The 14427-nt window shown below is 54.6% G+C and carries 10 protein-coding genes; all 10 read left to right on the forward strand.

The genetic code is table 11. The features are described from left to right. Positions 1–84 precede the first annotated feature (84 nt). Positions 85–1296: a diguanylate phosphodiesterase gene (locus APT89_RS04385; RefSeq protein WP_041909895.1), complete on the forward strand. Its 1212-nt coding sequence runs from the start codon at positions 85–87 to the stop codon at positions 1294–1296. Between the two features lie 88 nt (positions 1297–1384). Continuing rightward, complete coding sequence (locus tag APT89_RS04390; protein ID WP_060571806.1) at positions 1385–2275, forward strand: aminoimidazole riboside kinase; 891 nt, start codon at positions 1385–1387, stop codon at positions 2273–2275. A gap of 172 nt (positions 2276–2447) precedes the next feature. Next, positions 2448–3965 carry a carbohydrate porin gene (locus APT89_RS04395; protein WP_028013217.1) on the forward strand — a complete coding sequence of 506 codons (1518 nt, stop codon included), beginning with the start codon at positions 2448–2450 and terminating at the stop codon, positions 3963–3965. Positions 3966–4031: 66 nt separating this feature from the next. After that, positions 4032–5402, forward strand: coding sequence for a sucrose-specific PTS transporter subunit IIBC (locus APT89_RS04400; protein ID WP_028013216.1), 1371 nt, complete (start codon positions 4032–4034; stop codon positions 5400–5402). After that, positions 5402–6808: a sucrose-6-phosphate hydrolase gene (locus APT89_RS04405; RefSeq protein ID WP_060571807.1), complete on the forward strand. Its 1407-nt coding sequence runs from the start codon at positions 5402–5404 to the stop codon at positions 6806–6808. The genes APT89_RS04400 and APT89_RS04405 overlap by 1 nt, the downstream gene beginning before the upstream one ends. A gap of 28 nt (positions 6809–6836) precedes the next feature. Beyond that, positions 6837–7853 (forward strand): LacI family DNA-binding transcriptional regulator, encoded by a 1017-nt coding sequence (locus APT89_RS04410; RefSeq protein WP_047365115.1) that lies wholly within the window; start codon positions 6837–6839, stop codon positions 7851–7853. Between the two features lie 89 nt (positions 7854–7942). Next, positions 7943–9493, forward strand: a complete 1551-nt coding sequence (locus tag APT89_RS04415; RefSeq protein WP_060571808.1) for a methyl-accepting chemotaxis protein — start codon at positions 7943–7945, stop codon at positions 9491–9493. A 336-nt stretch (positions 9494–9829) separates the two neighbouring features. Further along, positions 9830–11530: an AIPR family protein gene (locus tag APT89_RS04420; RefSeq protein ID WP_060571809.1), complete on the forward strand. Its 1701-nt coding sequence runs from the start codon at positions 9830–9832 to the stop codon at positions 11528–11530. A 151-nt stretch (positions 11531–11681) separates the two neighbouring features. Continuing rightward, on the forward strand, positions 11682–12101 hold the full coding sequence (locus APT89_RS04425) for a hypothetical protein (RefSeq protein WP_060571810.1): 420 nt from the start codon (positions 11682–11684) through the stop codon (positions 12099–12101). Positions 12102–12394: 293 nt separating this feature from the next. Next, complete coding sequence (locus APT89_RS04430; protein WP_060571875.1) at positions 12395–14389, forward strand: lipase family protein; 1995 nt, start codon at positions 12395–12397, stop codon at positions 14387–14389. Positions 14390–14427 lie beyond the last annotated feature (38 nt).

Raw genomic sequence — 14427 nt, forward strand, 5'->3', positions numbered from 1 at the left:
TGCGTGAATATGTTAGGTCGCATTGATTAAGTATGTTACATAGTAGCTTCAAGGCACCTCTCTTTCTCATTGGAACCCCTTTTTGTGCTGACGACACTGATCTACCGAAGCCAGTTGAATTTATCCCGCCCGTCCACCGAGCTGCGGGAGCTGGTGGAGCGCGCCAGGGGCCGCAACACAAAACTGGATATTACCGGCGTCCTCCTGGCTAATGGGAATGAGGTTCTGCAGATCCTCGAAGGGTCGGAAGAGAGTGTGGTCAAACTGTTCCATACCATCCGTGAGGACAAGCGGCACAGCGGGGTGGTAGAACTGCTGCGGGACTATGGTCCGCGCAGACGCTTCGAAAACGTCGGGATGCTGCTGTTCGACCTGCAAACGCAGTCGCCGAAAGAGGTGCTGCAGTCGGTGCTGCGCTACAGCAAGCTGGACAGCTATCTGACCTCCGACGATCGGGTGTTCAAATTTATTCAGACCTTTATAACCGGTAAACGTCCGGCCCCGTCGGGGACGCGTTACACCTCGGACAAATGGACGCTCTCGACCGAAGCGCTACCCTTTGGCGAACATCTTGGCCTGATTGCCGGGCAAACCTGCCAGTTTGCGCTGCAGCCAATTGTCGAGCCCTCGGAAGGGAAAATAAGCTCCCTTGAGGCGCTTATCCGTAGCAATGACGGCGGCAGCCCGGAACATTTCTTCAGCTCCCTGGACCCGGCGAAAATCTATGAAGTCGATCTCCAGACGAAAGCGTATGCCTTCGCGCTGGCGGAAAAGCTGGGCATTGGTAGCCATAAAATCGCGGTAAACCTGCTGCCCATGTCGCTGGTGAATGTCCCTGGCGCGGTGGAATTTCTGGTCGATGAGATTAAAAAACATGGCCTTCAGCCGGAGCAGGTGGTCATTGAAGTCACTGAAAACGAGATGATCTCCGGGTTTAACCAGTTTAACAGCGCCATAAAACGGCTTCGCGGTGAGGGGGTTGGCCTGGCGATTGATGATTTCGGTTCCGGCTATGCCGGGCTTTCGCTGTTGACCCGCTTCCAGCCGGATAAAATCAAAATCGATCGCGAAATCATCAGCGATATCCATCTCAGCGGCCCGAAGCAGGCGATTGTGCGCTCCATCATCAGCTGCTGCTCCGATCTTGAAATTACCCTGGTGGCCGAAGGGATCGAGAAAATAGAGGAGTGGTGCTGGTTAGAATCTGCCGGGATCCGCCGCTTCCAGGGCTTCCTGTTTGCCCGTCCGCAGCTTAACGGCGTTGGCGATATTCGCTGGCCGCATCTGAAGCGTTAGGCAATTTTCCTCCCGCGTTATTTCCCCTTTTCCCTGCCTGTGCTTAAATAGCTAAAACGGTTTAACATAGTTTAGCTAAGAGGATCACATGGAAAAAATCTGGGTACTTGGCGATGCGGTGGTGGATTTATTGCCCGATGGCGAAGGGAAATTACTGCAGTGCCCCGGTGGCGCACCGGCAAACGTCGCGGTGGGCATTGCCCGGCTGGGGGGCAAAAGCGCGTTTATCGGCAGGGTTGGCGACGATCCTTTCGGGCGCTTTATGGCGAAAACGCTCGCTGACGAGCGGGTCGACGTGAAGCATATGCGCCTTGACCCGGCGCACCGCACCTCTACGGTGGTGGTGGTTCTGGACGACCACGGCGAACGCTCGTTTACCTTCATGGTGCGCCCGAGCGCCGATCTGTTTCTGGAACCCGCCGACCTGCCGACCTTCAGCGCGGGCGAGTGGCTGCACGTCTGTTCCATCGCGCTAAGCGCAGAGCCGAGCCGCTCGGCGACTTTTCAGGCGATGGACGCCATCCGGAAGGCGGGCGGCTACGTGAGCTTCGACCCCAATATTCGCCCGGATCTCTGGCCGGATAAGAACGCGCTGCGTCTCTGCCTGGAACAGGCCCTGCAGAGCGCCGACGTGGTCAAGCTCTCCGTTGAGGAACTGGCATTTTTAACCGGCGATGCGGATGTACAAGAAGGTCTGAACACGCTGATGCAGCGCTGCCCGGCGCGCCTGGTGCTGGTCACCCAGGGAAAAGAGGGCGTTATCGCCTGGCATCAGGGTGCGGTGAAACACTATCCGGCTACCCCTGTGCAATGTGTCGATACCACTGGCGCGGGCGATGCCTTCGTAGCCGGGCTGCTCTACGGGCTGGCCGCCGGTCAGGAGCTGGTCCCGGCAATCGCCTTAGCCCAGCGCTGTGGCGCGTTAGCCACCACGGCAAAGGGGGCGATGACCGCGTTGCCCTGGCAGCACGACCTGTAATCCTTCCTTCACTGGCCGCCGTCCGGCGGCCTGAATTGTCGCCTCGATCACACTTACTAAATCGGTTTAGCAAAAAAGATTGCCGATCCAAAATTCCCGGGTTTAGTATCAGCAGCCTAAACCGGTTTAGCAATTTAGCACGTTCGATTAATACTTTTAGGGATGCGACAAAATGTATAAAAAACGCAGACTTGCCGTGATGATAGGCATGCTGGCCGGCAGTACCTCTGTTTTTGCCCAGACGGATATGACAAGTATCGAAGCGCGCCTTGCCGCGATGGAGCAGCGCCTTCAGGCTGCTGAAGCGCGTGCGCAGGTCGCCGAAAAACGCGCCACCGAAGCCGAACAAAAAACGCAGCAGCTGGTTGCCGCCCAGCAGCAGACGCAAACCACAACCCAGGCGGTGGCGCAGCGTACCGCCGCGCTGGAGAAAAAAGCGGATCAGAGCAGCGGATTTGAGTTCCACGGCTATGCCCGCTCCGGCCTGCTGATGAACGACGCGGCCTCCAGCAGCAAAAGCGGTCCGTACCTGACGCCAGCCGGGGAAACCGGCGGTGCGGTAGGGCGTCTGGGTAACGAAGCCGACACCTACGTCGAGCTGAACCTGGAGCACAAGCAAACCCTGGATAACGGGGCGACCACGCGCTTCAAGGCGATGCTGGCCGACGGTCAGCGAACCTATAACGACTGGTCAGCCGATACCAGCGATCTCAATATTCGCCAGGCCTTTGCGGAGTTGGGTAACCTGCCTGATTTTACCGGCGCGCTCAAGGGCAGCACATTCTGGGCGGGTAAACGCTTCGACCGCGACAACTTTGATATTCACTGGCTGGATTCCGACGTGGTATTCCTGGCCGGTACCGGCGGCGGCGTCTACGACGTGAAGTGGAACGACTCGCTGCGCAGCAACTTCTCGATCTACGGCCGCAACTTTGGCAGCGTGGAGCAGACCGACAATAACGTTCAGAACTACATCCTCAGCATGAACCATTTCGCCGGGCCGCTGCAGGTGATGGTGAGCGGCCTGCGGGCGAAGGATAACGACGACCGTAAAGACGCTAACGGCGATCTCATCAAAACCGACGCGGCCAATAACGGCGTTCATGCCCTGGTGGGACTGCACAACGAGAGCTTCTACGGCCTGCGGGAAGGGAGTGCCAAAACGGCGCTGCTGTACGGTCACGGCCTGGGCGCAGAAGTTAAGAGCATCGGTTCCGACGGGGCGCTGCTGTCTGATGCCGATACCTGGCGCTTCGCAAGTTACGGTGTCACGCCTGTTGGCGGTGGCTGGAGTATCGCGCCTGCCGTGCTGGCGCAGAGCAGCAAAGATCGCTACGTCAAGGGCGACAGCTATGAGTGGGTGACGCTCAACACCCGCCTGATTAAAGAGGTGACCCAGAACTTCGCGCTGGCGTTTGAGGGAAGCTATCAGTACATGGATTTACACCCGGAAGGCTATAAGGACCGTAACGCCGTTAACGGCAGTTTCTACAAGCTGACCTTTGCGCCAACGTTAAAAGCGAGCAAAATCGGCGATTTCTTCAGCCGCCCGGAGCTGCGCCTGTTTGCCACCTGGATGGACTGGAGCAGCAAACTGGATAATTACGCCAGCGATGATGCCTTTGGCAGCAGCGGCTTCAACGCTGGCGGGGAATGGAACTTTGGGGTCCAGATGGAAACCTGGTTTTAACCCATCACGCTCCCGCCCGGCGGGGGCGTTTCGCACATCATAAAAAGAAGTCAGGCAGAGGTATCTATGGATGTTAATCAAATCGCCCGCGAGCTTATTCCGCTGCTGGGCGGCAAGGAAAATATCGCCAGCGCCGCGCACTGCGCTACGCGTCTTCGTCTGGTGCTGGTCGACGACGCGCTTGCCGATCGGCAGGCGATTGGCAAGGTCGAGGGCGTGAAGGGCTGTTTTCATAACGCCGGGCAGATGCAGGTCATTTTCGGCACGGGCGTGGTGAATAAGGTCTACGCCGCGTTTATTCAGGCGGCGGGGATTAGCGAGTCCAGCAAGTCTGAAGCGGCGGATATCGCGGCGCGCAAGCTGAACCCGTTCCAGCGCATTGCGCGTTTGCTTTCCAATATCTTTGTCCCGATCATTCCCGCCATTGTGGCGTCCGGCCTGCTGATGGGCCTGCTCGGCATGGTGAAAACCTACGGCTGGGTCAATGCGGATAACGCCCTCTACATCATGCTGGACATGTGCAGCTCGGCGGCGTTTATCATTCTGCCAATTCTGATCGGCTTTACCGCGGCGCGGGAATTTGGCGGGAACCCGTATCTGGGCGCGACGCTGGGCGGCATTCTGACCCACCCGGCGCTGACCAACGCCTGGGGCGTGGCCTCCGGCTTCCACACCATGAACTTCTTCGGCCTTGAGATCGCGATGATTGGCTACCAGGGCACGGTATTCCCGGTGCTGCTGGCCGTCTGGTTTATGAGCATCGTCGAGAAAAACCTGCGCCGCGCGATCCCGGACGCGCTGGATCTGATTTTGACGCCGTTCCTCACCGTCGTTATCTCTGGCTTCATCGCCTTGCTGATTATCGGCCCGGCAGGGCGCGCGCTGGGCGACGGCATCTCCTTTATTCTGAGCACGCTGATTGAACACGCGGGCTGGCTGGCCGGGCTGCTGTTCGGCGGGCTGTATTCAGTGATTGTGATCACCGGTATTCACCACAGCTTCCACGCGATTGAAGCCGGGCTGCTGGGTAACCCGTCGATTGGCGTAAACTTCCTGCTGCCGATCTGGGCCATGGCGAACGTGGCGCAGGGCGGCGCCTGTCTGGCGGTGTGGTTCAAAACCAAAGACGCGAAAATCAAAGCCATTACCTTACCGTCGGCGTTTTCTGCGATGCTGGGCATTACCGAAGCGGCCATTTTTGGTATCAACCTGCGCTTCGTGAAGCCGTTTATCGCGGCGCTGATCGGCGGCGCGGCGGGCGGAGCCTGGGTGGTGTCAGTGCATGTCTACATGACCGCCGTCGGGCTGACCGCCATTCCGGGCATGGCTATCGTTCAGGCCAGCTCGCTCCTTAACTATATTATCGGCATGGTGATTGCCTTCGGCGTGGCGTTTACCGTCTCGCTGCTGCTGAAATATAAAACGGACTCTGAATAATGACGCAACTTTCCCGCTGGCCTGCGATCCTGCAGGCTGTTATGAAAGGGCAGCCGCGGGCGCTGGCGGATAGCCATTACCCGCAGTGGCACCCCGCGCCGGTGACGGGGCTGATGAACGACCCGAACGGGTTTATCTGGTTTGCCGGACGCTACCACCTGTTTTATCAGTGGAACCCGCTGGCCTGCGAGCATCGCTTTAAATGCTGGGGGCACTGGAGCTCTGCGGACCTGGTGCACTGGCAGCATGAGCCGCTGGCGCTGATGCCCGACGAAGAGTATGACCGCAACGGCTGCTACTCAGGTAGCGCCGTGGACAATCACGGCGTTCTCACGCTGTGCTACACCGGCAACGTTAAGTTTGATGACGGCAGCCGCACCGCCTGGCAGTGCCTCGCCGTGGAGCAGCAGGACGGAACCTTTACGAAGCTGGGGCCGGTGCTGGCGCTGCCGGAAGGCTACACCGGCCACGTGCGTGACCCGAAGGTATGGCAGCACGACGGGGAGTGGTACATGGTGCTGGGTGCGCAGGATGTGCAAAAGCGCGGCAAGGTGCTGCTGTTTAAATCAGCCGATTTGCATGCCTGGACGTCCTGCGGGGAGATCGCTGGTCACGGCGTCAACGGCCTGACGGAAGCGGGGTATATGTGGGAGTGCCCGGACCTGTTCGCCCTCGACGGAACGCACGTCCTGATCTGCTGCCCGCAGGGGCTGGCGCGCGAGCCGCATCGCTACCTCAATACCTATCCGGCCACCTGGATGAGCGGTGCGTTTGATTATGCCAGCGCCGCATTCGATCACGGCGAGCTTCACGAGCTGGACGCGGGCTTTGAATTCTACGCCCCGCAAACTACGTTAGCAGAAGACGGACGCCGCATTATGATCGGCTGGATGGGCGTACCAGACGGGGAAGAGATGCTTCAGCCGACGCGTGCTCACGGCTGGATGCACCTGATGACCTGCCCGCGCGAACTCAGCTATCGCGACGGCAGGCTCTGGCAGACCCCGGCGCGCGAGCTGGCGGCGCTGCGTGAAGATGAGCAGCGCTGGCAGGGGCGCGCCAGCGAGGCGCCGGAACTGGACGCGACGCGCCTGGAGTTTGAGCTGGGTGCATCGCAGGTGAATGTCGATTTCGCAGGCGCGCTGCGCCTCACGGCCGATGAGCAGGGTTTACGCCTTGAACGCGCGAGCCTGAAAACCGGTGAAACATTGACCCGCTACTGGCAGGGTGAGGTTCGTCATTTACGCGTTCTGTGCGACTGCTCCAGCGTTGAAATTTTCATCAATCACGGTGAAGGGGTGATGAGCAGCCGCTATTTTCCTGACCATCGGACCCGGGTGCGATTCGAAGGTGCGTCCGACATCACATTACGCTACTGGTCGCTGCGCGCCTGCATGATAGAATGAGGGTTTTGGCAGCCGGATCTAAGTCGTTGTGAGAAAAACAAAACGCGTCACCATTAAAGACATCGCGGAGCTGGCGGGTGTGTCAAAAGCCACCGCCAGCCTGGTCCTGAACGGGCGCAGCAAAGAGCTTCGCGTGGCGGAAGAGACGCGCGAGCGCGTGCTGGCGATTGCAAAAGAGCACCACTATCAGCCCAGCATTCACGCCCGCTCGCTGCGCGATAACCGCAGCCACACCATTGGTCTTGTCGTTCCTGAGATTACCAACTACGGTTTCGCCGTCTTTTCTCACGAGCTGGAGACGCTGTGCCGCGAGGCCGGCGTTCAGCTGCTTATCTCCTGCAGCGATGAAAACCCAGGGCAGGAGACGGTGGTGGTGAACAACATGGTGGCGCGTCAGGTGGACGGGCTGATTGTGGCCTCCAGCATGCTGACCGATGCGGACTACCTGAAACTGAGTGAGCAGCTGCCCGTGGTGCTTTTTGACCGGCACATGAACGACAGTGCGCTGCCGCTGGTGATCACCGACTCCATTTCCCCGACAGCGGCGCTGGTAGCGGACATTGCGCGCCAGCATCCGGATGAATTCTACTTCCTCGGCGGCCAGCCGCGCCTGTCTCCGACGCGCGACCGTCTGGACGGTTTTAAGCAAGGTCTGCGAGAGGCCGGCGTGGAGCTTCGCCCCGAGTGGATCATTCACGGTAACTACCACCCGAGCTCCGGGTACGAGATGTTTGCCGAACTTTGCGCCCGCCTGGGGCGTCCGCCAAAAGCGCTTTTCACCGCCGCCTGCGGGCTGCTGGAAGGGGTGCTGCGCTATATGGGCCAGCATAACCTGTTGCAAAGCGATATCAGATTAGCCAGCTTTGACGATCACTATCTCTACGATTCACTGACGATCCCGGTGGATACCATTCGTCAGGACAACCGCCAGCTGGCGTGGCACTGCTTTGATCTGATTGGCAAATTGATCGAAGGGGAGACGCCGCAGCCATTGCAGCGCAAGCTGGATGCCACCCTGCAGCGGCGCTATAAGTCAGGGGTATAGCGTCGTTCGATACATCAATAACTTTAATTAATTTAAGTTTTGGAAGCGCCGATAACCATAAGGAATAATTCTCCTTGAGGTATTGGTTTATGTCGTTGAAAAAGTCGTCCCTGATTGTCCTGTTCTCGCTGCTTTTGTTCTTTATCGTCAGCACCGTGACGAGCGTTGGCCTCATCATTAAAAGTAATAACTCGCTGGATAACGTCAACAAAGAGATCCAGGTGGTGCTGTCCATTATTGACCCCATCAACCACAGCCGTACGCTGCGCGTGCGGGTGATGGAGTACGTGAAGATGGTGGAAGCGGGCAACGCGGCGGACGAGTCTGCAAAGCTTGCCGCAGTGAAAGAGGCGCTGACCAAAGCGGACAATGCCTTTGCGGCGTTTATGGCTTCGCCGCGTCTGACGGATGAAGCACCGATGGTGAGTGCCTATCAGGACGCCTGGCAAAACTACCGCAACCAGGGGCTGGCGCCGCTGATCGATGCCGCTGCGGCGCACGATGTCGCCAAATTTGACGCGCTGATCCCGGAAGTTTCCCGTCTCGATCGTCAGTACGAAATCGTGCTCGACCAGGTGCTTTCGGTCCACCAGAAATACGCTAAAAGCCTGAACGAGGATGCGAGCAGCAATTTCGTCTCCGGCCTGGTGATGATTGCAGTTATTGCCAGCCTGTTTGTGGTGGTGATCGTTGCAGTCAGCATCTTCATGAAGCGCTTTGTCTTTGCCCCGGTCAACCTGGCGCGCGAGCACTGCAGCCAGATTGCAGCGGGCAAGCTGGATGTTCCGGTGCCGGTGAAGGGGAGTTCAAGCAACGAAATCGACCACCTGATGGGTTCGATGGAGCAGATGCGTCAGGCACTGCTGGCGACCATCGCCCAGGTGCGCGATGCGAGCCATACCGTGACGCACGCGGCGCAGGAGATTGCCGCCGGAAATATCGATCTGGCTTCTCGTACCGAGCAGCAGGCTTCCGCGTTGACCCAGACGGCGGCGAGCATGGAGGAGCTGAGCGCGACGGTGGCGAACAATACCGATAATGTCTATCAGGCCGGAAAACTGGTGCAGGACGCGGTGAACAATGCCCACACCGGCGAAGCGGTAACCCGTGAAGTCATCGACACGATGAATACCATCGCGGCGAACTCGAAGCGCATCGAAGACATTACCAGCGTGATCAACAGCATCGCCTTCCAGACCAACATTCTGGCGCTGAACGCGGCGGTTGAAGCGGCGCGCGCCGGAACGCAGGGCCGCGGCTTTGCAGTCGTTGCCAGCGAAGTGCGCACTCTCGCGCAGAAAAGCGCGGTGGCGGCTAAAGATATCGAAAGCCTGATTGCGCAGTCGGTCTCCAGCGTGAAAAACGGTGCGGAGCTGGTGAGCCGCTCGGGCGAGGTGATTGATTCGATCATTTCGTCGGTGAATAAAGTGAATACGCTAATGGAGCAGATCTCCGTCGCCTCCGAAGAGCAGAGCCGCGGGATCGGCCAGGTCGGGCAGGCGGTAACTGAGATGGATGGCGTGACCCAGCAGAACGCCGCGCTGGTACAGCAGTCCGCGGCGGCAGCTGCCTCGCTGGAGGAGCAGGCGCAGCAGCTTTCACGGAGTATTGCGAGTTTTAGGTTGCCGGTGCAGGCTTGATTTTAAAGGGAGGCTCCTAAGGGAGCCTTTATATGATTTAATAGGCTGATATTTATGCGCCACACCTTGAAACTAGGGGATTTGATGTGAAATCTGAGGGCTAATCGTTTATAGAATAAAACGGTTTTAACTCCCTGTGTTATCCCTATAGAGAGCTGACAATATTTAAGAAAGGTACACTTTGTAATGGACGGATGTTATCTGAACGATACGAATTGGGTGAACTCTCACAGAATAGCATTGTGTGCTAACATGGTTATTGAATAATTTATCAATCAGTGGTAGTTTCTTTATGTTTTCCATCTTATTCAAATATCTTACTTCTGAGGGAATATCATGCACAGGATAATCCAGGCTCATCTCGAAAATTTTGCAAAAAGCTTTGGTGTTGAATCATTAGATCAAGATGTTCAATTCGAAATGTTTTCCAATAAAGCAATTTTGACGCCTCATATTTGCACTGACTTTGAGCTTGATGATGTAACCACAAGTGAGTCTGATGATGGAACGGATGGGATAGCAATAATAATTGATGAAGAACTATGTCTATCCCCAGAAGATACAAATACCATTTTTGAAAAACCAAAACGAAACCATGATGTTGAAATCCATTTCATTCAATCAAAAACTAGTGAGTCATATGACTTAGGGGACTTTTTAAAATTCAAGGAGTCTGTATTAAAATTCGTCAACGTTGAAGAAGTGTATCACGTTGTTGATGAATTGCAAAATAACGCTCGTAAAATATTCGATGTAACCATTAAAAATGTGCCAAAAATTCGAGATGGTAAACCAAAAATATTTGTTAAGTATGTAGCTACAGGTGTATATAAATCACCGAAAGAACTTGAAACAGCAAAAAAAAGATTCGCTTCAGAACTAGATGATCTTGGTTTCTTTTCAGAGGTAAATATAGAATTTATTGATCGCGATAAATTAACAAAATTATGGGTTAGCACTTATTCTAATATAAATGCAGAACTACCAACTTTTAGTTTAGCACCTCTACCATCAATAAATGGAATCGATGAGGCTTATCTGGCTGTGGTAAAAGCTGAAGACTATGTAAATAACCTTTTATTAACTGAAGATGGCACTCTCAGAGGTCACGTTTTCTTTGAGAATGTAAGATCATTTCTTGGAGTGGATAATAGTGTTAATGCCAAAATTGCCGAAACGATAAGAAATAAAGAAGCCGCATCAAGATTTCCTGTTCTAAATAATGGGATTACTATTGTTAGTCCTGACGTGAGGGTTCAGAACAACAACATCCATCTCGAAAACTTCCAAGTGGTTAATGGATGTCAAACATCCAACGTTCTCTATGAATACAGGGAAATCTTGGACAGTAATATGATGCTTAACTTGAAAATAGTTGAGACCTCAAACGAGGATGTTTTCTCTGAATTAGTGAGGGCTACAAACAGTCAAACTAAGGTTGATGAAAATCAGTTCCTTTCTCTAAAGCCAATTGCAAAAAAAGTTGAAGCTTATTTTGATTCTTTTGATGGGGAAGATGCCCGGTTATATTTAGAAAGACGGGATAGACAATTTGCAGGCCGTGATATACCTGCAATAAGAATTTTCCCGCTGCATCTTGCTGTTAAATGCGTGGCTTCAGTTTTCTTTAGAAGACCTGATCTTGCATATCGTTATCCTCAACGTATGTATGAGCAACTTGCTGAAAAAATTTTTGCGGATGATATTAAAGAAGTTGTTTATTACACGGCTTGCCTGGCACTATACCGTTTTAATTTATTAACTTCAAATGCAGATATCCCTCAAAATATTAGGAAGTATAAATGGCATATTATTGCGATCGCTTGTATCTTAGTAGGCGGGAAAGTCGCACCAAAGCCAAACTCCAAAAAAATGGAATTGTATTGCAAAAAGATTATTGATAAATTCTCAAAACATGACGCGGATGTTGTGGCTTTATTCGGTAGAGCTGTTGGAATAGTTACTGCTACCAACGATCTTTCTGATGAAAAGATGAAAAGGCAATCATCACTTGACGATTTGATAAAAGAAATTTAATAAATGCCCGCTTGGATAACCCCCCAAGCGGGCATTACTGCTTCAAGTAATTATATTAGCCCAAACCACAAAAAAATTATTCACCCCAGCAATATTTCCCATCCTCATCCGTCTACCTCATCACACGCCATAATCAGTTACTGTAAACGCCATTAGAGTTTTTGAAATGCACGGCAGAGGCCACGGGCGCGGATTCGGTCGCCACCGCATGGGTAAGGGCTTAGTCATCGGCGCGGTGATTTTCATCGTGCTCGGTCTGCTGGTGATGTCCCTGTGGAACGCCTTGCTCCCGGCGATCCTCGGCGTGAAGGCCATTGGTTTCTGGCAGGCGCTGGGCATTCTGGTGCTGAGCCGCATTCTGTTCGGTGGGCTGGGGTTTCGCCCGGGGAAGTTTGGCGCGCACCGCCGGATGCACGAGCTCTGGATGAACGTGACGCCCGAACAGCGTGAGGCGTTTATTCAGCAGCGCCGCGAAGGGTTTGGTCGCCACGGTCGCGGGCACTGTGGCTGGCACGGCCATCGTGACGATAAGCGCGATGACGCCGCGCCAAAAGCGCCGGACGCAGAGTGAGCGAGATGAAAGCCGGGGAGGCGGGCCGATCAGGATTGACATCAGAAAGTTCAGTACTATTTAAGTTCTATCGTCAGGTCAAAAAACTGAGTATTAGGGAAACGGCGAATGCAATAGGCTACAACCCGACAGATGTCTGAATTCAGGTATTATGCCGACAATCAGAAATGGCAAATTTTAGTTAAGCTCTGAGTGATGTATGATGGATTGATAATTAACCATGGAAACTAAAAGGGATTTTGGGCGTGACGGATGCGAAAGACAATACAACAGTGACCTGCCTGAGTCACAAAATGAAGTACAAAAAGGTTGCCTGCGGTAAGCAGCGGATGCACTGGCTGGAACTGCAGTTTGTGGATGAGAACAACCACCCGGTTTCCGGTCTGAAGGTACAGCTGGAATACCATCCTCTGGCAACGGCGGCGGAACTGGCGCTGTGGGCGCGTGGAGGCCACACCCGGTTTGATCCCACACCGCCGCCGAATCCACCTGCCGGTGTCACCGACAGTCAGGGACTGGTGAGGTTTGATGACCTGCACTGGGTAGCAGTCGATGTGAAAACAGACGGTCAGCAGCTGGCCGACGAGATGGAACTGCGCCCACTGGGCATTAGCCGCAACCCAAACAGCCAGCCGGTGAGTAATAATATTTTCCGGCCAGAAACGCGCGATCCGAAATGGCGTTCAAACGTGCAGATTAGCGCGGAGCAGCACGGCTATGACCACCATTATGTGGTCATCGGTGAGTTGTGTGACAGGATGCCCGATATCCCTGAATGGACGGATAAAGAGCCGCCCCGGTTTCACTTTCCGCATGGAACATTGCTGAAAGGCACGGAAATCCCCCGGGAAACGCTGGAGAAACGGCATGTGATAGAAATATGCCCGTTCCGGGCATGGTCACTGGTGCTGCATGACACGAAAGACTATTCTCTGGCAAATGGCTATAACCTCGGTGTGATGGCTGACATGGCCTATGCGGATAAGGTGCTGGTTGAGGATTTTTTCAAAAGAAAATGCCTTGATTTATCCACCACGCCACGACATGAAGAAAAACCGTTTTACCCTCATGCACTGGTTGTGGATGTGCCGTTCCGTGAACGCTATACCACCGCAGAGTTTCTGGATTCCCGAAGCCAGAGTGACAAAGCCCCCGCCCGCTTACTGCTCGACAGTACCCAGCTTTTTTACGTTGAAAATGCGGCCCATGTGATCGTGGCATGGCGAGGAACGCAGGAGGTGCCAGACTGGATTTCCGATGGCTGGTACTCACCGCAACCGTGCCCGGCTGAGCTGGCTAAAGCCGGTCATATTCACGGCGGTTTTCTGGAGGCATACCAGCTGGCGAAAGAGCGGTTTGGTGATGATTTTGATGGAATAAGAGACCTTTTGAATAGAGGAAAAAAGTTGTTTATCGCCGGGCACAGTCTGGGCGGGGCACTGGGACTGACGTATGCGGCAGAGATGAAGGGATTTGCACCAATACTGTACACCTATGGAATGCCCCGGACCTTTACTGCGGATGCTGTGGGTAACCTGTATCAGATCACCCACTACCGGCACGTCAACGACAGCGACACCATCACCAGCGTGCCATTTGATGCCAATCTGGATAACTGGCTGTACGGTAAGTTTGGTCCTCTCGGTACCACGCTGGGCTTTTTCTGGACACTGACGGCCGAACTACCGGCGCAGATGGCGGGGGCCTATATCGGTGAGCATTACTGGCATCACGGCAGTCCGGTGGTCTTCTTCCGCGCCACACAGACCCGCACGTGGCTGGAATGTAAAACGATGAACAGCCATACCTGCCGCCGCCTCAGCTCCAGCGATATGCACAAAGTTAAGCTGTTCCTTGTCCCGTCGCTGTCTGAGGCTGAAAACTCGGAGGCAAAAGAGGCGCAGGAGGCATTTGTGCGCGAGTTCCCGGCCGCAGATATTCAGAAAGTTTTTCCCCGGGACACCAATCCGAATTTTGACCATATGACCAGTCCGGGCCAGCACTCGATGGCGAGTGAGTATCTTCCATTCCTGAACAACCAGCTTCTGGAATCGGCATGGCCGGAACTGAAACTGAGCCGGAAAGAGTTCCGGCAGGATTTCCGGCAGCAAATGGCGGATTACGGGGCAAGTAGTCCACCAGAGGAGCTGAAGCGCAACCAGATGTTCCTGGCCCTGCAGGATATGGTAGGCAGTTCGCTGAAGGTTACCCGGAAGCTGCCGGGCGGTGAGAATGCCCTGACCCGTTTTAAATCGGTTGCGGAGGAAGAAGTTGAATCGACACGCTAAATCACTGGCAGGGCTGCTGTCACTGCTGATTCTGTTCC

Source organism: Enterobacter sp. 50588862, from assembly GCF_001462935.1.
Lineage (GTDB): Bacteria > Pseudomonadota > Gammaproteobacteria > Enterobacterales > Enterobacteriaceae > Enterobacter > Enterobacter bugandensis.

Coding starts and splice junctions, on each gene's coding strand:
- APT89_RS04420 (WP_060571809.1), top strand. CDS start 9,830: ATGCACAGGATAATCCAGGCTCATCTCGAAAATTTTGCAAAAAGCTTT.
- APT89_RS04405 (WP_060571807.1), top strand. CDS start 5,402: ATGACGCAACTTTCCCGCTGGCCTGCGATCCTGCAGGCTGTTATGAAA.
- APT89_RS04390 (WP_060571806.1), top strand. CDS start 1,385: ATGGAAAAAATCTGGGTACTTGGCGATGCGGTGGTGGATTTATTGCCC.
- APT89_RS04430 (WP_060571875.1), top strand. CDS start 12,395: ATGAAGTACAAAAAGGTTGCCTGCGGTAAGCAGCGGATGCACTGGCTG.
- APT89_RS04415 (WP_060571808.1), top strand. CDS start 7,943: ATGTCGTTGAAAAAGTCGTCCCTGATTGTCCTGTTCTCGCTGCTTTTG.
- APT89_RS04395 (WP_028013217.1), top strand. CDS start 2,448: ATGTATAAAAAACGCAGACTTGCCGTGATGATAGGCATGCTGGCCGGC.
- APT89_RS04400 (WP_028013216.1), top strand. CDS start 4,032: ATGGATGTTAATCAAATCGCCCGCGAGCTTATTCCGCTGCTGGGCGGC.